This window comes from Streptomyces sp. JLSY215 (assembly GCF_059682825.1).
The window spans coordinates 8,108,041-8,125,282 of record NZ_CM185022.1; the positions used below are offsets into that span (position 1 = coordinate 8,108,041).

Below are 17,242 nucleotides of genomic sequence, written 5' to 3' on the forward strand. Positions count from 1 at the left end.
AGAACGAGGGAAACCCGCATCCTAGGGGTGATCATTGGCGGATTCAGGCAGGGAAAGCAGTGCGCCGGAGGTTTTGGACGGGCTGGATCACGCCATCGTCCGGGTGCTCAGCCGCGAGCCCCGAGCGGCCTTCGCGGACGTGGGGGAGCGCCTGGGCGTCCATGAACGCACCATCGCCCGCCGGCTCGACCGCCTGGTCGGGGCCGGGCTGGTGCGCTTCACCGCGTTCCTCGTGCCCGAATTCCTCGGCGAGGGCCTGGTCGTCGAACTGGGCGTGCGCTGCGCCCCGGGCCGGCTGCACGACACCGCCGTCGCCCTCGCCCAGCGGCCGGACACCCGCGCCGTCGATGTCGCCTCGGGCTCCTCCGAGGTCGTCGCCGAGGTCATCGTCCCGGGGCCCGACCACCTCCTGACCACCGTGGACGGCTCCATCGCCCGTATCCCGGGCGTCACCGACATCCACACCTCGGTCGTGCTGCGCCTGCTGCTGACCGCCAACGACTGGGACCCGTACGGCGAGGAACCCACCGCCGCCCGCCTGCGCGCCACCGAGGGCGGCGAGCCGCCCCCACCGCTGGTCGTCGACGAACTCGACCGGCGCCTGGTGGCCCTCCTGGAGCGCGACGCCCGCGCCCCCATGACCCGGCTCGCCCGCGAGCTCTGCGTGGGCGAAACCACGGCTCGCCGCCGGCTGACCCGCCTGATGGAGTCCCATGTCCTCCACCTCCGCATGCACGCCGAACCCGAGGTACTGGGCTTCCCGGTCGAGGCCCGCTTCCGCCTGAGCCTGGAGCACCGCGCCCTCGACGCGGCCGTACGCCACCTCGCCCGCGAAAGCGACGTACGGCACCTCCTGATCACCACCGGCCGCGCCAACGTCCTGGGCTACACCAGCCACCGCTCCGCCCAGGACCTGCACGCCTTCACCGCCCGCGTCTTCGCCGAACTGGAGGGACTCACGGGCGCCGAGACGGCCTTGCTGCTGCGCACGTACAAGCGGGCCGGGGTCGTCACGGCGGCGGTGGGGGACCGGGCCTAGGTGTATTGACCCGCAGCGTTGTTCACGCGGCTGATGGGTGGTTTCCCGTCCAGTGCGGTGTGGCATCGGTGGTGGTTGTAGGTGTGGAGGAAGTCTGTCAGGGCTTCGGTGCGTTGGGTGTTGCTGGTGTAGGGCTGTAGGTATGCCCATTCGTCGAGCAGGGTGCGGTTGAAGCGTTCGACCTTGCCGTTGGTCTGTGGGCGGTAGGGGCGGATGCGTTTGTGGGCGATGCCCGCGGCGGTGAGGGTGCGGGTGAAGTGCCTGGACTTGTAGCAGGGGCCGTTGTCGGTCAGGACCCGTTCGACGGTGATGTCGTGGGCGGTGAAGAAGGCATGGGCCCGCTGCCAGAAGCCTGCGGCGGTCTCTTTGCGTTCGTCGGTGAGGACTTCGCTGTAGGCCAGGCGGGAGTGGTCGTCGACGGCGGAGTGGATGTAGCTGTAGCCGATCACCGGTTTACAGCTTCTGCGCTGGTCGGTGGTGGCCTGGCGGTTGCGGTCGCCGGTTTCTCTGCCGACCGTGCGCCATCCGCCTCCGTCGGGGATGTTGCCCAGCTTCTTGATGTCGACGTGGACCAGCTCGCCCGGCCGGGCCCGCTCGTAACGCCTTACCGGCCGGCCGGTGGGCCGGTCCAGCCAGGCCAGGCGGTGCAGTCCGTGGCGCGTGAGGATGCGGTGCACGGTGGAAGCCGGCAGGCCCAGGATCGGTCCGATGCGGGCAGGTCCCAGCTTGCGGCTCTGCCGCAGTTCGCAGACGCGGGCTTCGGTCTCGGACCCTGTGCGGTGCGGGGTGGTGCGAGGTCTGCTGGAGCGGTCGTGCAGGCCCGCCTCGCCTTCGGCTCGCCAGCGTCGGACCCACTTGTGCGCGGTGGGCCGGGATACGCCCATTTCAGCCGCCACATGAGCCACAGGGCGGCCGGAGCGGACACGTTCGACCAGCAGCCGCCTGCCGAAGACGGTCAGCCGGGCGTTACGGTGGGACACGAAGACCTCCGTACGGTGTAGTCCTAGACACCTCCACCACACCGGAGGTCTTCGCCATGATCAAGCTCAGCGACCGTTAACAACGCTCGTGATCAATACACCTAGGGCGTGTCCGCAAACTCCCGCCTGGCGCGCGACGCCTGGCACGGCACCTCGCGGCGTTGTCGGCACACCCGCATAGAACCACTATGCGGGCGCACCTCCGCCTTGCGATGCACCGCACCAGACGCCGCGCGCCCGCCCTCCGGGCGAACGACGGGAGTTTGCGGACACGCCCTAGGGCCTGACCCATCGGACACGCCCCAGCTCACTCCCCCCTCGCGCCCGATCGCGCGGGCGGGTGTTCCGGGCCCCGGGACGCCAGCCGGGCGTAGGCACGGACATCGGCGTCCGGGTCGTCCGCGACCGTGGCCAGGGCGCGCAGGGCGTCCGGGTGCGCGGTGTGGCGGCCCAGGGCCAGTACCGCGGCCTTGCGTACGTCCGCATGGCCGTCGGCGAGGGCCGACCGCAGTGCGGGGACGGCCGCTTCGGGGGCGGCGGCGGTCAGCGCGCGGGCGGCGCCGGAGCGGACCTGCCAGGCCTCGTCGTCGAGGGCGGCGACGGCGAGGGCCGCGTACGGCGGCGGGCAGCCGGTGCTGGCCAGTGCCGCCAGCGCCGCGGCCCGTACGAGGAGGTCCGCATCGCCGAGCAGCGTCGCGAGGTGCTCCGGCGCGCCCACGCCGCCCAGTCCGTGCGCGGCGGCGACCCGGACCTCGCGGGAGGGGTCCGTGGCGGCGCGCCGGAGGTCGTCGGCGGCGTCGACGGAGACCAGGGCGCGGACGGCCTGGATACGGACGTCCACCACGGGGTCCGCGAGGGCGGCGGCGTACAGCGGGCGCTCGCCCAGACCCCGCACGTACAGGACGTGCAGGGCCGCCGCGCGCACGAGGGCGTCGGCGCCGCGCACGGCCGCATCGCTCAGCGGTGTGCGCAGCCCGGGGTCCGGCGGCAGGACCTCGACCAGTTCGCGCAGCGAGGCACCGGCCGCCGCCCGTACGGCCGGGTCGGCGTCGGCGAGCAGGGCGGCGAGGGCCTGCCCGGTGCCGGGCGGGACGCTTTCGGTGAGCGCGTCGACGGCGGCGCGGCGGACGGCCGGGTCGGGGTCGGCGAGGTAGGGGCGCAGGGCGGGCAGGTCCGGCTGGTCCTCGGCGAGGGCGAGGAGTTCGAGGATGCGGGGGGCGGGCGCGGCGACCGGCTCCGGTCCGGCCGCGCCGCCGCCCGCGCCCGCGGTCGTGGCGGCCGCCGTCGCGCCCATCGGCGGGGTGTCGCGCGGGCCCGCCGTCGCCACCTGCTCGGGATGCACCTCCCCGAGGAAGCGGGACGCGCCGCCGGTGGGCGCGTACTCGTCCACCGGCACGAGGTACGGCGCCACCGGCCGGGCCGTGAACTCCATCGTCCCCGTGGCGGACTTGCGCAGGTCGAGGTGGTGCAGCCACCCGGCGTCATCGCGCTCCGGATGGTCGGTGCGCTCGTGGTAGAGCCCCCAGCGGGACTCGGTCCGGGCCAGTGACGACCGGGCCGCCATCTCGGCGCAGTCGCGAATGAAGGTGACCTCGGCGCAGCGCATCAGTTCGTGCGGGGTACGGGCGCCCATGGCGGCGATGTCGGCGTGCATCCGCGTGAAGTGCTCGACGGCCAGCGACAGACGGGCGCCGCTCTTGGGCGGGGCGACATAGTCGTTGACGAAGCGGCGGAGCTTGTATTCGACCTGGGGCTGGGGCGGACCGTCGGGGTGGCGCAGCGGCCGGTAGATCAGTTCATGGGCGGCCCGCAGCTGGTCGGTGGGCAGTGCGCCCTCGTACGCGGAGTGCCGGGCGGCGTCCGCGCCCGCCAGGTCGCCGAAGACGAACGCGCCGATCATGTAGTTGTGCGGGACGCAGGCCAGGTCCCCGGCCGCGTACAGGCGCGGCACGGTGGTGCGCGCATGGTCGTCGACGCGCACGCCCGACGCCGAATGCCCGCCGCACAGCCCGATCTCGGAGATGTGCATCTCGATGTCGTGGGTGCGGTAGTCGTGGCCGCGCCCGGAGTGGAAGGTGCCGCGGGTGGGGCGTTCGGTGGTGTGCAGGATCGTCTCCAGCGCGGAGACCGACTCCTCGGGGAGATGGCTGAGTTTGAGGTAGACCGGCCCGCGTGACGAGGCCACCTCGGCCGCGAACTCCGCCATCATCTGCCCCGACCAGTAGTCGGATTCCACGAACCGCTCGCCGTGCCGGTTGACCTGGTAGCCGCCGAAGGGGTTGGCGACATAGGCGCAGGCCGGGCCGTTGTAGTCCTTGATCAGCGGGTTGATCTGGAAGCACTCGATGCCGGTCAGTTCGGCGCCCGCGTGGTAGGCCATGGCATAGCCGTCGCCCGCGTTGGTGGGGTTCTCATAGGTGCCGTAGAGATAGCCGGAGGCGGGCAGGCCGAGGCGGCCGCAGGCGCCGGTCGCGAGGATCACCGCGCCCGCGCGGACCGCCACGAAGGCGCCCGTGCGGGTGTGGAAGCCCACCGCACCGATCGCCCGGCCGTCGTCCCCGGTCAGCACCCGCACGGGCATCACGCGGTTCTCGATCCGGATCCGCTCGCGCATCTCGCGGCGCCGCAGCTGCCGGTAGAGGACTTTCTTGACGTCCTTGCCCTCCGGCATCGGCAGCACGTACGAGCCGGAACGGTGCACCTGGCGGACCGCGTACTCGCCGTGCTCGTCCTTCTCGAACTTCACGCCGTACGACTCCAGCCGCCGCACCATCGCGAAGCCGCGGGTCGCGGTCTGGCGGACGGTGGACTGGTCGACGATGCCGTCGTTGGCGCGGGTGATCTCGGCGACGTAGTCATCGGGTTCGGCGCGGCCGGGGACGACGGCGTTGTTGACGCCGTCCATGCCCATGGCGAGCGCACCGGAGTGGCGCACATGCGCCTTCTCCAGGAGGAGGACGTCCGCGCCGTGTTCGGCTGCGGTGAGCGCCGCCATGGTGCCGGCGGTGCCGCCGCCGATGACCAGGACGTCGCAGGAGAGTTCCTCTGGGGCGTCGGGGGCGGGGATCTCCATGGGGGTGCCTCTCATCGCGGCAGCTAGGGCAGGCCGGCGCGGCGGCGGATGCCTTCGGCGGGCCTGCGCCGGACCATACCGACGCGTTACGGGCTGTGGTGTTGCCGCAGTATTGCGCCACTGTCCGCCCTGCTGACCATGGCCGTGACCTGCTGTTTCCGCTCCGCCGCAGGAAGATCGGCCACCCCGCCGGCACCTCCGCGACGCTTCGGCGCCGCCCCCGTCACGGCCGACGGGCGGCGCTCCCCGGTGGGTCGGATCGCAGCCAGGACGCGTACCACTCGCGGAAGTCGGGGCCCGGCGTCAGGTGGGGCCAGACCGTCAGGTCGCCGAACCAGATGCGCCCGGCTCCCTCGCCGGTGACGACGAGACGGGCGAAGCCGCCGCATCCCGTCTCGGCGACGGCCAGGGAACCCGTCACCATGGCGACGGCGTCGAACCGCTCCTTCGGGCCGGGACGCCAGGCCTCGGTGAGCGGAAAGGGCGTCGACAGGAATCCGGGCCGCCGGTCCTGTTCGCGTTCGTCGTCCGCGGCCCAGTCGTCGTAGCCGCCCGCGTAGCAGGGACCCTCCAGCGGGAACAGGCCGTGGTGCGGGCCGGCGCCGCCGTCGGCCACCTGGGTCAGAAAGCCGCGGTAGGCGTGGGGGAGTTCGATGCCGTGCCGGGATTCGAAGGCATGGAGTTCGGCGGTGGGCAGCGGCGGCCGGAGCCGGTAGCGGTGCAGGTCGGCGCCGAAGCGTGCGCAGTCGGGGTCTTGACGCGCCATGGCGTCGATCCGGGCCCGGACCGACGCCGCGTCCCAGTGGTCCGTGCCGTCGCTCGGCGCCGGTGCGGGCCGACCGGTTCCCGGTGCGGGCCGGTCCCGGGCGGGTGTCTCGTTGTCGCCCATCCGGCCACCTTAGGGCGGCTCGGCCCATCGGTACGGCCGGGGGGTGCGGCGACCGGCCCCGCGTCCACGGCCGCCCGCGCCCGTCGTCACCGCCGAAACGCGCCCGCCTCACCGCCGCAACGCTCCCCGAGTCACCGCCGCGACGCCCCCGCTTTACGACAACTTCGCGCCGTCATTGGCCAAATTCCGACCGATGCGCAACGCTTTTGCCGGTTACGACCTCCTCTCGCGTGCACCTGTACTCAATTCTTCTGTGAGGTAGATCTTGCGACAGTGGGGAACAGCGGCCGCGGCACTCGTGCTGGCGGCCGCCGGCCTGGCGGCGACGGCCGGCTCGGCGCATGCGGCATCCGCACCGGTGGGCAAGGCCGCGTCGGCCAAGGCCTGCTCGACGGCCTGGGGAAGCGGCGCCAAGTCGGGCGAGGACGCCAACGCCAAGCCGCTGAAGAACATCACCACCAGCCGAAGCGCGTGCTACGACCGCATGGTCTTCGACATCGGAGGGACCGGCGGCAAGGTCGGCTACCACGTCGGATACGTCGATGCGTTCCACCAGGACGGGTCCGGCGAGCGCATACCGGTCAAGGGCGGGGCCATCCTGCAGATCTTCGTGTCCGCGCCCAGCTATGACACGGCGACCGGCAAGCCGACCTACGCCGGGAAGGCGGGGAAGCCGCTGCCGGGCGTGAACATCACCGGATACAAGACGTTCAAGGACACCAAGTTCGGGGCGAGCTTCGAGGGACAGACCCAGGTCGGCCTGGGCACCCGCGCCAAGCTGCCGTTCCGCGTGTCCCAGTCCGGCCACCAGCTGATCGTGGACGTCGCGCACTCCTGGTGATGCACCGTCACCCAAAGGGCCGCCCGGCCGCACCTCAGGTGCGGCCGGGCGGCCGCTTCGTGCACCCATGGCCCGGCACCGCCCGAACCGCCGCCCAGGTGGCCGAAGTACGACGGAGGAAATATTCCGGGTGGGCCGGCCTGCAACCGGCGCGTGGGGCAATTGGTCCTACCCGGTATGAAACGACTACTGAACCTCCGCATGCGGCGGTCCCGCACCGCCCACAGAGCGGGCGCGGCGCTCGCCCTCACGGCGTTGACCGTGCCACTGACGGTGGCCTTTGGTTCTCCCGCCTCGGCCGCTGCCGCGTCCCCGTGCTACGCGGTCCGCGGCCCGTATCAGAAGCAGGCCGAGAAGTTCCTCGGGCTGCGGGTGGACGGCCGGCAATCGGCGTCCGACTGCCGGGCGATCCGCGCGTTCCAGACGAGCCATGGCATCACGCCGAACATCGGCTACGCGGGCCCCGTCACCTGGGGCGTGATGCGCGTGGTCGCCCAGCAGAAGGCGGCCGGGCGCCACCCCAACAAGGCCCACAAGTGCCCCACCAACAAAGGGCGAATAGCCTGCGTCGACCTGACCCGCCAGATCAGCTGGGTCCAGGACGGATCGAAGCTGGTGTTCGGCCCCGTACCGATCCGCACCGGCCGAAACGGCTTCGAGACCCGCACCGGCGCCAAGCGGATCTACTGGCGCCATCTGCACCACGTGTCGACGCTCTACCACGTCGCCATGCCGTACAGCCAGTTCTTCGACGGCGGCCAGGCGTTCCACTCCATCAGCGGCAGCGTCTGGTCGGCACCCGGCTCGCACGGCTGCGTCAACATGCGCAGCAAGGACGCCAAGAAGTACTGGTCCCTGCTCAGGAACGGTGACGACGTCCACGTCTACGGCCGTAAGCCCGGCACCTGAGGGACAGCGGCGGACAACGGGAATGCGGCGCCCGGGGGCCTGGAGGTCACCGGGCGTCCCGTGTCGTACCGGGCGTCCCGGTGTCGTCAGACTTCCTGCCGCGGGACGCGGGCGGCGGCGGGCAGCGCACAGGCCGCCGTGCCTCCCGGCATCCGGTGCCGGTTGACCGCGATGAGCCGGTACACGCCATGGGCTGCCCAGCGCACGGGCGGGAGCGTGAGCACCGCCCCCACGAGCGGCCATCCGCCGCGCGCGCTCAGCAGCAGCTTGGCGACGGCCTGGGCGCCGCCGTACACGGATCCGGGAGGCGTCACCCACAGCACTTCGTGCTCGGCGCGCCGCTGACTGACGCCGAGCTTCTCCAGATCGGCGAACTGCCAGGGCGTTGCCGCGCAGCGCGGGCGCAGCCGCCGCTCGGCGAACCGCACCGCGGACGTGCAGAAGGCGCAGTCCCCGTCATAGACGAGTACGGCCTGCTTGCCCACGCTGTCCATGCGCCCGCGTCCTCCCTCGCGCCGTGCCGACGACACCCTCTGCATCGGCATCCGGTCCGCCGTCCGAAGCGCCGTTCGAAGCGACGTCTCCACGTTACCCCGAAGGCGCTCGGACCGGATCAGCGGGCGAGCAGCTTGTAGAGCGCCATCGGCGTCACATAACCGGGCCAGCGGTGGTCGGTGAAGAGATGCACACCGGCGTCCTGGTAGCACTGGTCGACGAGTTGGGAGCAGATCATGTGGCCGGTGCCGGAGATATAGCGGCGCAGCCCCGGAACGGGCAGATGGAAGCGGTGCGCGGCGATCGCGAAGTAGTCGAGGAAGCTGTACGGCACCCCGACGTACGAGGTGGCCGCCTCGCAGATGGCGGTGCGTTGCCGCTCGGTGAGCCCTGCCGGGCAGACGTAGAGGACGTTGGCGCCGTTGTAGCGGGTGAGGTCGCCGATCCGGGCCCCACCCGGCTCGGCCTCCAGCAGCCGGTCCTCGGGCAGGACCAGGAAGGCGTGTTCGTAGTCGGCGAAGCCGTCCTTGTTGATCCATTGGCCGAAGCGGATCAACTGGCCCGTGACGCCGGATATTTGGGTGAGCCCGATGTCGCCGGGCAGGGGGTGGGTGTGCCTCATGAGCAGCTCCCAGGGCGCAAAGGCGGATTACCAGGGTGATACCCGGAGTTCGGCCGGGCGCACCGCCTCGGCAAGACCACAGTGAGCTTGCTTGGGCGCGGGAGCCCACTGGGGTCGCAGGGGCCTCATGAGGGTCGCGTCAGGCCCGCCGCACCACCAGCTCCACATTCCGGTCCGCCGCGCCACCCGCCATCGCCTCGTGCACGCCGGTGGTCATCTTGGCGGCGAGGCCAGGGGCGTTGTAGGCCAGCTCGCGGTAGAGCGAGGCGAGGCCCACGGCCGACAGATCGTCGAAGTCCGTGCGATGCGGGGCGGCGGATTCGATGAGGGTCCCGAACAGGGAGAGGGTCCCGTCGTGGTTGTCGACGAGTTCGAGGAGCCGCGCATGCTGCGGATAGTCCACGTGTGAGGCGGTGTTGACCTCCCAGAAGGACCGGGCGGCCGTGGGATGGGCGTGCGGTGTGATGCGGTTGATGTGACTGTGGCCGTTGATCCATGCCACCACGTTCGGGAACCGCCCGAGCAGCGCGATCACCTCTTCGCCGTCGTGCCGCCGCTCCTCCCCGCGCCCGGCGTCCGGGCGCCGCGTCATGCTGGGGCTGTGGTGGTGGCTGAAGACCAGGATGTGCGCGTCGTCCGCCCCGGCATGGCGCACCAGCCGCCCGTCCGCGTCGTAGTACCGGGTGCTGTGCGCGGCCAACGTCCGCTCCAGCCAGGCGAGTTGCTCGCTGCCGAGGGACCCTTCGTAGTGACCGCTGCGATAGGTGGTGTCGATGCTGATGCCGATGACCCCCTCCGCCACGGGGAACGAGTAGTACATCCGCTCGCCGTCCAGATGGTCCTCGCGGTACCCGTGCCCCACCGGTCCCGCTCCGGCGAAGGCCGGGTCCAGGTGCGCGCGCAGGTACTCGTGCGGCGTGAACATGCGCCGGCGCTCGTCGGGGGTCACGGTGCGGGCCCCGGCGGCGTTGCGGCGCAGGATCTCCTTGAGCACGGTGCTCTTCGGGTCGCCGCCGGTGTTCAGCACGCGGGCGAGGGCGGCCACGTCCGTATCCGGTACGGCGAACAGCTTCCGCGCCCCGGTGACGTAGTCCCGCAGCAGGGGATCCTGCGGTGCCAGACAGCCGCCCGGCAGATCGTCGTGGTTGCCGGGCGTCGAGTACCAGGGGATGCGCAGACCGGGGCTGACCACCGGGCGCAGCGCGGCGTCGAGGTAGCCGGGTATCTGCGGCAGGCCACGCCGCTTGTCCTGGTCGCGCAGGCCCCGGTCCGGGTGCCAGTAGAGCGGCAGACCGGAGTTCTGCACGCCTTCGTACGCGTGCGGGTCGCCGGTGTTGGGCGTGATGCGGCCGCCGCTCATGAGGGTCAGGAACCACTCCAGCTCCACCGCGGAGTGGTTGTCGATGTTGTCCCCCGTGGACATGACGAACGCCGGCGGCCGGCCGGTGTGCGGGCCGCCGCCGAGCGCGTTGACCTGCTCCACCAGCGAGACCGAGCCGGCCACCGACAGGGCCTCCTGCGCCCGCCATGACCCCGCCGACCGCGCACGCAGGAACTCCGTACGCAAGGGGCTCTGGACATCGGCCACATGCAGGTCGGTGAATTGCACAAAGCACGCCAGCGCGGTGCGCCGGTCCTGGCGTCCGGGTCGCGCGGCGGCCAGCTCGGGCCGGACGACCACCGGCCAGCCGGGGCCGGAGACGATGCGCCGGTAGCCGCTGCCGCGGGCCAGGCGTGCCGTGGTCTCCAGGGTGGTGGCCCCATGCGGTGCCGCTCGCCCGCCACCCGGGCGGGCCTGGGACGCGGCGGGAGCGGCCTGCGGGGGCGCGGCCGCGGACGCACTGCCGCGGCGCTGGCCCGGCAGCGCCCATCCGGCCCCGACTCCGGCGAGCGCGGCACCGGACGTGAAGAGGAATCGACGACGATTGGCGGTGGTGTCCATACCGGCCATGAGGCCCTCCGTGCCGTGGCCGGCGTACCGGTCACGGCGGTGTCACCAAGCGGAACATCTCCTTCCGAAAGAGTCCGCGGCGCGCGTGACCGGAAATTGAACGGGGCCGGAATGCGTCACACCCATCACCTGTCGGTACGGCCCGCCGGCGTCCCCGTACGGCGGGCCGGAGCGTCCCTCAGGGGCGACGGCGTACGGGCTCAGTTCCGGGCAGTGAAGGGGCAGGCCCAGTCGGCGGGCTTGCGCCGGCCCGAGTAGCGCCGGGCCTCGGAGAGCTTCTCGTACTCCACGAGATTGGGGTTGATATCGCCCGACAGCTCGATGTCCTGCTTACGGATCTTCTCCTGCAGCCGGTCCCACAGCCCGGCGGCCTTTATCCGGTCGAACTGCGCGTGAGAGTTGAAAGCGAGCATCGGGAACGGAGGGCGGCGGCCGATGCGGCTGTGCGTCTCGTGCAGCCCGATCACGAAGAACGGGTGCCCGGCGACGCTGTAGGCGAAGGCGCCGGACGACGGGTCGCGGTCGTAGCCCTCGGCCCACGGGTGCGTCAGGCTGTCATGATCGTGCAGGGCCTGCAGCTGCTCCCACATCAGCCGCTCGAAGTCGAGCTCCGACAGCATCAGGGGACCCGAGAAGGTGGCCACGAAGCTGGTGAAGGGCTTGGCGGACCAGTCCACCGCCTCCACGTAGGCCTGCAGGTCAGCCGCCATCAGCCGGGCGGAATCGTCATCCCCGAACCACGTGTAGTGGTGGTGGGTGATCCCGCCCTGCCGCCATGCCGAACGGCCGGCCAGGCAGGGAAATGAGTCGCCGAGGAGAAACTGAGCGACCTCAGTGGCGGCGGAGGCGTCAACCGTCATGTTCGCGAGACCTTTGGTAAGGGGACACTACCCGTGGTGGGGACCCCGGCAGTCAAGATCGGGGATGGCCGTTTCGTCAAGCCCGGCCCGGACGCCATCACGTCACGTGAACGCACATCGCCCCACGTCACCGAGCTACCCGCTCCGCACCGCGCGGCACGGGCCCGTTGATCACCCGCCGGCGCGGCCGGTCGCGCCGGTCGGAGCGGTTCCCCACGAGCGTCCGCGGACGCGCCGCCGCGCCGCCATCGGCGGGTGCCCCGCCGTGGCCGATTGCGGGTTTCGTGTGGTGACAGGCACCCTTGCGTCATGTCGCACGTAAGGCTGGAAGCCTGGATCGGTGGAGAGTGGCTCGAGGTGGACGCGGTGAGCGTCACCGTGGAGGAGTCCGCGCTCACCCTCTCCTTCGACCGTCAGCGGACCGAGTCCGGGTATCGGAGCCTCATCTGGGAGCCGCTGGAGAAGTTCCTCCGCGAGTACCGCGACGAGCCGCTCGTCGTGGTGCCGCTCGGCCGGAACCTGCCGGTGATGTTCGGCCCCGGCGCCGCGGGGCCCTTCCGGCTGGCGGAGATGCCGGACGACTGACCGCGGCCGTGTGCCGGTGCGCGGCACGGCCCCGCCGCCTTACTGAAGCCCCGTCTGCGTCTTGCTGAACAGTTCGCCCTCGGAGTAGAAGAACACCGCATTGCTGCTGCCGTCGGCGCCGTAGCACGTCCAGGTGGTGGGGTAGCCGTGGGCGTGTCCGGCTTCGTTGTCCTCCTGGCAGGTGCTGGCGTACTTGAGCAGGACCTTCTGGCTGCTGCCGGTCTTGATCTCGTTGAATTCGGCGAGGGTCAGGGGATCGTTGGTGAGAGCGCTGGCTTTGTATATGCCGACGGCCAGGAGGAGGGTCAGGAGGAAGATGCCGGCTATCGCGCTCTTTTTCACGGGTGGGGCTGTCCTTATTCACGGAGATGCGGGGATGAGGGGACGTGAGGGTGAGGGGACGTGGGATGAGGGGACGTGGGGATACGGGGACGTGGGGATGCCGGGCTGACGACGCACCGCGGTGACCCGTGCTGCGTTCCGTCGCGCCTTCGTACCTTCGTGCCCTTGGAACGTTGGAACCTTTGACGACCTTCCAGGGCTACGGCGAAGGCAGCAGCCGTGGTGTGATGCGCTGCTCGACGGCCGAGTCACCGTCGCGTCTGACAATGTACGCACTCTTTCCCGGGATCTCGGTGACGGCTTCCGCCAGTTCCGTTCCGCGGTAGACCAGACCCACCCCGTCGTCGGTGCAGTGGGTGAGGGGCAACGTGCCGTCCGCGACGAGGCGATGCACCAGGGGGCGGCGGCCACCGTCACTGTCGTAGTGCACGCCGTTCCCGTAGGGCAGGTATCCGAGTGCATCGGTCAGCGGGCGCAGTTCAGGCCCGAAGGAGTCGGTGGTGCCGCCCTGGAACCAGCAGATCGATCCCGCGCTCACACCGCTGAGCACGACGCCGGCCTCCCACGCGCGCCGGAAAATCGCATCGAGTCGGTGGACGCGCCATACCGCCAGCAGGTTCGCCACCGAACCGCCCATGACCCAGACGACGTCCTGGTCGAGGACGGCGCCCGCCACGTCCTCGACGTTCGGCATCGGGAAGAGATGAAGCGGCGTCAGGTCGAACCCGGCCACCCGCGCGGCCTCACTCATCCGCGCCGTGAAGTGCTCGGAATCGCCGATCGCCGTACCCACATACATGACGCGAGGCCGGCGCCCATGGACGCCCGACAGATGGACCGCGTGATGCACGAGGGGGCCGAACGTCACCCGGGTGCGGTCTCCGATGCGGTGACCACCTGAGGTGGCGAGGATGGTGGGTTCCGGCGCACTCATGGCCGAAGACCCTACCAAGAGGGCTGCGGCGCCGGTCCTGACGGCGTTTCTCCGCGTGCGGCCTCTTCCCCGTGGTGCGGGTGCTCCGTGGTGCGGGCCTTTCTCCGTACGGGCCGGTGGCGGAACCGGCCGGTGGTGGCGAAGATCGCGGCATGCGTATTTTCCTGGAGTCCGACCGGCTCGTGCTGCGCCCGTTCACCGAAGGCGACGACACCCATCTGTTCGCCCTCGACAACGCCCCCGGCGTGATGCGCTTCATCAACGGCGGGCGGCCGACGAGCCTCGACGCGATCCGGACGCAGACCCTGCCGCGGCTGCTGCGCGACTACCCGTGCTTCGGGACCCGTGGCTACTGGGCCGCGGAGGAGAGGGCCACCGGGGTCTTTCTGGGCTGGTTCGAATTCCGGCCGCTGGACGCGGACAGCTCCGCCGTGGTCGAACTCGGCTACCGGCTGAACGAGGCCGCCTGGGGCAAGGGCTATGCCACGGAGGGGGCGCGGGCCCTGATCGGTAAGGGGTTCACGGGGCTGGGGGTGGAGCGGGTGACGGCAAACACCATGGCCGTCAACACGCGGTCCCGGCGGGTGATGGAGAAGGCGGGCCTGTCCTTCGTCCGGAGCTTCACCGGGGAATGGCCGGAGGCGATCGAGGGATCCGAGCACGGCGAGGTCGAGTACGCACTCACCCGCGGCGAGTGGCAGCGGCGTGGTGAAGCGGCCGCACCGGCCCTCTGACGAGCCGCCGGAACGCGAGCCGCCTCCGCGGGGAGAGCGTGCGCTACGTGAGGGGGCGGGGCGCAACGCACGGAGCCGACCGGTCAGCGACGCGCACGGGCCAGCAAGGCCGCGTGCGGCAACGTCAGCATGCCGTCGGCGTCGGCGAACTCCGCGCTGAGCGCCTCGAAGTGACGCCTGATCTCGGCGCGCATGCCCGGCGCCTGGCTCTGCACCACCTGCCCGATGGCCGCGACACCGGCCGCGGGACCGCGCCACCACTCCTCAACGCTCGCCCGATGCTCCCACCGGAGCGTCTCGCAGACCGCATCGCGCAGCCCCGCGGACGCCAGCAGATCCGTCAGACCGCGATCATCACGCGGGAAATCCTCCTCGGGCGCGAGCGACGGCAAGTGGGCCGGCCGCGCCGCGCCCGCGGCCTGAACGGCACGGCCGAGCAAGGCCTGCCCCGCCGCGGGAGGTGCCGCCCAGATCGTCAGCGCGACCCAGCCGCCGGGCCGTACGACGCGGCGCAGCTCGGCCAGCGCGGCCCGGGGCCGGCCCACGTGATTCAGCACGAAATTGCCGACGACGGCATCGAACTCCCCCTCGCCGAAGGGAAGATCCGGCAGGGCGGCGACACGGATATCGGCCGCAGGCTCCGCCTGGCCGGCCAGCTCGACCATGCTGGGCTCCGCGTCCACGGCCGTCACCGTCGCGCCTCGCGCGCACCCGGCCGTCGCGACCGTGCCGGGCCCGGTCCCCACATCCAGCATCCGCACACCGGGACCGACCGAGGCGGCGTCCAGCAATCGCGCCACCGGATGGGCGCACAGCCTGGCGTAGCTGCGGGCATAGGCAGCAGCCCGTCCCGCCCAGATCAGCCGCTCGCTCTCATCGAACCCCGTCGCCGCCACCGGCCCCCCTTCCGAACCCGTCACGAAGATCCCCTGCGCGGTCGCCGGGACCGTAGCGCACGCGCCGTCCCCGCGGCAGGCAGGAGCCGGGAACGAGCCACGGATCACCTTACGGTCCGTCACCGACAACGCCCCTTCGAGCGTCCGGCGCACCGGCTCCGTCCGCCCCGTCGGCCGGTCCGGACGCCGGTACGGACGCCGGTCCGGACAGCGGTACGGACGCCGGTACCGACGTACTCCGGACAGCCGCCCGACCGGCGGGCGGCTGTCCGGCAGCGGTGTGCCGTTCCTGTGTCGCGGCCGCGGGCGGCCCGTTCGGCTACGGCACCGACGAGCCGATGTCTCCCCCTTCCCCGAGGGAGATGGCCCCGGCGGGGCAGAGCCCGGCGGCCTCGCGGACGGCCGCATGGTGCTTGTGCGGCGGCCGGGGGAGCAGCAGCAGAACCCGGCCGTCCTCGGCGTCCTGGTCGAAGACCTCAGGAGCGGTCAGTGCGCACATCCCGGCGCCGCAGCAGCGGTCGCGGTCAACGCGGAGTTCCACCGTTCTCCTCCTTGTCCCAGGTGACCGGCAGCGCGTGCACGCCGTAGATGCTCGACTGGGTACGCAGCGGCACCTCCTCGGGCGGCACGGCCAGCCGCAGCGACGGGAACCGGGTGAGGAGCGCGGGCAGCGCTACGCGCATCTCCACGCGGGCCAGTTGCTGGCCCAGGCACTGGTGCATGCCGTGGCCGAAGCCCAGATGTCCGGTGGCCTTGCGGTGCACGTCGAGGACGTCGGGGTCGGGGAACCGCTCCGGGTCGCGGTTGGCGGCCTGGACGGAGAGGACGACCGTCTCGCCGGCCTTGATCAGCTGACCGTCCAGCTCGACGTCTTCCAGCGCCGCCCGTATTCCGGTGTCGGCGATGCTCAGATAGCGCATCAGCTCGTCGACGGCCTGGTCGGCGAGGCCCGGGTCGCCGCGCAGCGCGGCGAGCTGCTCGGGATTGCTCAGCAGCGCGAAGGTGCCCAGCGCGAGCATGTTGGCGGTGGTGTCGAGTCCGGCACCCAGCAGGAAGGTGCCGATGCCGGAGAGTTCCTCGTCGGTGAGATCGCTGCTGGTCAGGTCGCTGAGCAGATCGTCGGTGGGCTCGGCCCGCTTGGTCAGTACCAGCGCGTGGAGAATCTCCTGGATCGCGGTGTAGGCGGCCGCCTGCTCCTCCAGGGTGGTGCTCCGGTCGGTCACCGTGAACGTATGACGCTGGAAGACGTCCCGGTCCTCGGCGGGCACACCCAGCAGTTCGCAGATCATCAGCGCGGGAACGGGCTGTGCGTACGCCTCCACCAGGTCCAGCGGGCCTCCTCGGCGCTCCATGGCGTCGAGGTGCTCGGCGCTGATCTGCTCGACGCGCGCGGTCAGTTCGCGCATCCGGCGGACGGTGAACTTGCCCATGAGCAGCCGCCGGTAGCGGGTGTGCTCGGGCGCGTCGATCCCGGTCATGTCGCCGACCGGGGCCGGGGGCAGCTGTGCGGGCGCCCCCTCCATCGGGAGGTGCATCAGCTCGTACCGGGAGCTGAAGCGGGAGTCACCCAGGATCGTGCGGACCGCGGAGTGGCCGGTGGCCAGCCAGCCCAAGTGCCCGTCGGGGAAGCGCATCCGGCGGAGCGGCCGCTCCTCGCGCAGCCGTGCCAGCTCGGCGGGCGGGTCGAAGGGACAGCCCGTCGGACGGGCCGTCGGCAGCTCGGCGAGCGGTGCCGCCGCCTCCTGGGCCTCGATCGGATCGGGTGTGTCGAATTCAGGCATGGCTGTCTCGTCCTCTTGATGTAGGCGTCAATTCCCGCTGGTCGGGCGGGTGGTGAGCAGGAGGTGCGGCCGGACCGCAGTCAGATGCCGTGGTGCCCCGGCTGCGTGAGGTCCATGGCGCAATGATGGCATCACTTTGACGCCATGGCAAGCCTTAATGGTGCGGTGGTGACGCCAGGTGTGCTGGAAAGAGTTGACGGCACGGCTGTGAACTGCGACTTCGTGCGGTCGTCGCGGGGCGGCCAGGTTGGCGTCATGGCGGCGCCGCGTGGTGTCATCGAGGGCGTCACACGAGTCGAAGGTCCCCGTCC

17 protein-coding genes are annotated in these 17,242 nt (G+C 71.4%); 5 read left to right on the top strand and 12 right to left on the bottom strand.

Translation table 11 applies throughout. The features are described 5' to 3' along the window. Positions 1–73: 73 nt before the first annotated feature. Complete coding sequence (locus AC5677_RS36005) at positions 74–1,039, top strand: Lrp/AsnC family transcriptional regulator (RefSeq protein ID WP_497192086.1); 966 nt, start codon at positions 74–76, stop codon at positions 1,037–1,039. On the opposite strand, the gene AC5677_RS36010 is transcribed toward AC5677_RS36005, so the two are convergent. The 3 genes from AC5677_RS36010 to AC5677_RS36020 form a co-directional block, all read right to left on the bottom strand. Continuing rightward, the gene (locus AC5677_RS36010; protein ID WP_497189560.1) at positions 1,036–2,019 is read right to left on the bottom strand and encodes an IS481 family transposase; all 984 of its coding nucleotides are present in this window, start codon (positions 2,017–2,019) and stop codon (positions 1,036–1,038) included. The genes AC5677_RS36005 and AC5677_RS36010 overlap by 4 nt on opposite strands. A 307-nt stretch (positions 2,020–2,326) precedes the next feature. Beyond that, positions 2,327–5,092, bottom strand: a complete 2,766-nt coding sequence (locus AC5677_RS36015) for a fumarate reductase/succinate dehydrogenase flavoprotein subunit (protein ID WP_497196884.1) — start codon at positions 5,090–5,092, stop codon at positions 2,327–2,329. Between the two features lie 223 nt (positions 5,093–5,315). After that, positions 5,316–5,981 (bottom strand): SMI1/KNR4 family protein, encoded by a 666-nt coding sequence (locus AC5677_RS36020; protein ID WP_497192087.1) that lies wholly within the window; start codon positions 5,979–5,981, stop codon positions 5,316–5,318. 265 nt (positions 5,982–6,246) lie between these two features. On the opposite strand from AC5677_RS36020, the gene AC5677_RS36025 reads away from it, so the two are divergent. Continuing rightward, positions 6,247–6,822 (top strand): AMIN-like domain-containing (lipo)protein, encoded by a 576-nt coding sequence (locus AC5677_RS36025; protein ID WP_497192088.1) that lies wholly within the window; start codon positions 6,247–6,249, stop codon positions 6,820–6,822. A 201-nt stretch (positions 6,823–7,023) separates the two neighbouring features. Then, on the top strand, positions 7,024–7,731 hold the full coding sequence (locus tag AC5677_RS36030; protein WP_497196885.1) for a L,D-transpeptidase family protein: 708 nt from the start codon (positions 7,024–7,026) through the stop codon (positions 7,729–7,731). A gap of 86 nt (positions 7,732–7,817) precedes the next feature. On the opposite strand, the gene AC5677_RS36035 is transcribed toward AC5677_RS36030, so the two are convergent. The 4 genes from AC5677_RS36035 to gntA all read right to left on the bottom strand — a co-directional run bounded on the left by AC5677_RS36035 (position 7,818) and on the right by gntA (position 11,659). Next, entirely contained in the window at positions 7,818–8,225 is a 408-nt protein-coding gene (locus AC5677_RS36035) for a thiol-disulfide oxidoreductase DCC family protein (protein WP_497192089.1), read from the bottom strand. A 119-nt stretch (positions 8,226–8,344) separates the two neighbouring features. Continuing rightward, the gene (locus AC5677_RS36040) at positions 8,345–8,848 is read right to left on the bottom strand and encodes a C40 family peptidase (RefSeq protein ID WP_497192090.1); all 504 of its coding nucleotides are present in this window, start codon (positions 8,846–8,848) and stop codon (positions 8,345–8,347) included. A 139-nt stretch (positions 8,849–8,987) separates the two neighbouring features. Continuing rightward, positions 8,988–10,799, bottom strand: coding sequence for a TIGR03767 family metallophosphoesterase (locus AC5677_RS36045; protein ID WP_497192091.1), 1,812 nt, complete (start codon positions 10,797–10,799; stop codon positions 8,988–8,990). Positions 10,800–10,999: 200 nt separating this feature from the next. Then, entirely contained in the window at positions 11,000–11,659 is a 660-nt protein-coding gene (gene gntA, locus AC5677_RS36050; RefSeq protein WP_497192092.1) for a guanitoxin biosynthesis heme-dependent pre-guanitoxin N-hydroxylase GntA, read from the bottom strand. A 309-nt stretch (positions 11,660–11,968) separates the two neighbouring features. On the opposite strand from gntA, the gene AC5677_RS36055 reads away from it, so the two are divergent. After that, positions 11,969–12,244, top strand: coding sequence for a hypothetical protein (locus tag AC5677_RS36055; protein ID WP_497192093.1), 276 nt, complete (start codon positions 11,969–11,971; stop codon positions 12,242–12,244). A gap of 39 nt (positions 12,245–12,283) precedes the next feature. Here AC5677_RS36055 and AC5677_RS36060 read toward each other — a convergent pair whose 3' ends face one another. Continuing rightward, entirely contained in the window at positions 12,284–12,586 is a 303-nt protein-coding gene (locus AC5677_RS36060; protein ID WP_497192094.1) for a hypothetical protein, read from the bottom strand. Positions 12,587–12,785: 199 nt separating this feature from the next. Beyond that, positions 12,786–13,520 carry a Type 1 glutamine amidotransferase-like domain-containing protein gene (locus AC5677_RS36065; RefSeq protein ID WP_497192095.1) on the bottom strand — a complete coding sequence of 245 codons (735 nt, stop codon included), beginning with the start codon at positions 13,518–13,520 and terminating at the stop codon, positions 12,786–12,788. A gap of 152 nt (positions 13,521–13,672) precedes the next feature. Here AC5677_RS36065 and AC5677_RS36070 point away from each other — a divergent pair, with 152 nt between their 5' ends. After that, positions 13,673–14,254 carry a GNAT family N-acetyltransferase gene (locus AC5677_RS36070; protein WP_497192096.1) on the top strand — a complete coding sequence of 194 codons (582 nt, stop codon included), beginning with the start codon at positions 13,673–13,675 and terminating at the stop codon, positions 14,252–14,254. Between the two features lie 83 nt (positions 14,255–14,337). On the opposite strand, the gene AC5677_RS36075 is transcribed toward AC5677_RS36070, so the two are convergent. The 3 genes from AC5677_RS36075 to AC5677_RS36085 all read right to left on the bottom strand — a co-directional run bounded on the left by AC5677_RS36075 (position 14,338) and on the right by AC5677_RS36085 (position 16,931). Beyond that, entirely contained in the window at positions 14,338–15,174 is an 837-nt protein-coding gene (locus tag AC5677_RS36075; RefSeq protein WP_497196886.1) for a class I SAM-dependent methyltransferase, read from the bottom strand. 295 nt (positions 15,175–15,469) lie between these two features. Then, positions 15,470–15,691: a ferredoxin gene (locus AC5677_RS36080; RefSeq protein WP_497192097.1), complete on the bottom strand. Its 222-nt coding sequence runs from the start codon at positions 15,689–15,691 to the stop codon at positions 15,470–15,472. After that, entirely contained in the window at positions 15,675–16,931 is a 1,257-nt protein-coding gene (locus tag AC5677_RS36085) for a cytochrome P450 (RefSeq protein ID WP_497192098.1), read from the bottom strand. The genes AC5677_RS36080 and AC5677_RS36085 overlap by 17 nt, the downstream gene beginning before the upstream one ends. Positions 16,932–17,242 lie beyond the last annotated feature (311 nt).

Excerpts from the sequence above, each read along its gene's own strand:
- AC5677_RS36015 (WP_497196884.1), bottom strand. The coding sequence starts at position 5,092 with ATGGAGATCCCCGCCCCCGACGCCCCAGAGGAACTCTCCTGCGACGTC.
- AC5677_RS36020 (WP_497192087.1), bottom strand. The coding sequence starts at position 5,981 with ATGGGCGACAACGAGACACCCGCCCGGGACCGGCCCGCACCGGGAACC.
- AC5677_RS36030 (WP_497196885.1), top strand. The coding sequence starts at position 7,024 with ATGCGGCGGTCCCGCACCGCCCACAGAGCGGGCGCGGCGCTCGCCCTC.
- AC5677_RS36035 (WP_497192089.1), bottom strand. The coding sequence starts at position 8,225 with ATGGACAGCGTGGGCAAGCAGGCCGTACTCGTCTATGACGGGGACTGC.
- AC5677_RS36040 (WP_497192090.1), bottom strand. The coding sequence starts at position 8,848 with ATGAGGCACACCCACCCCCTGCCCGGCGACATCGGGCTCACCCAAATA.
- AC5677_RS36045 (WP_497192091.1), bottom strand. The coding sequence starts at position 10,799 with ATGGCCGGTATGGACACCACCGCCAATCGTCGTCGATTCCTCTTCACG.
- gntA (WP_497192092.1), bottom strand. The coding sequence starts at position 11,659 with ATGACGGTTGACGCCTCCGCCGCCACTGAGGTCGCTCAGTTTCTCCTC.
- AC5677_RS36055 (WP_497192093.1), top strand. The coding sequence starts at position 11,969 with ATGTCGCACGTAAGGCTGGAAGCCTGGATCGGTGGAGAGTGGCTCGAG.
- AC5677_RS36065 (WP_497192095.1), bottom strand. The coding sequence starts at position 13,520 with ATGAGTGCGCCGGAACCCACCATCCTCGCCACCTCAGGTGGTCACCGC.
- AC5677_RS36070 (WP_497192096.1), top strand. The coding sequence starts at position 13,673 with ATGCGTATTTTCCTGGAGTCCGACCGGCTCGTGCTGCGCCCGTTCACC.
- AC5677_RS36085 (WP_497192098.1), bottom strand. The coding sequence starts at position 16,931 with ATGCCTGAATTCGACACACCCGATCCGATCGAGGCCCAGGAGGCGGCG.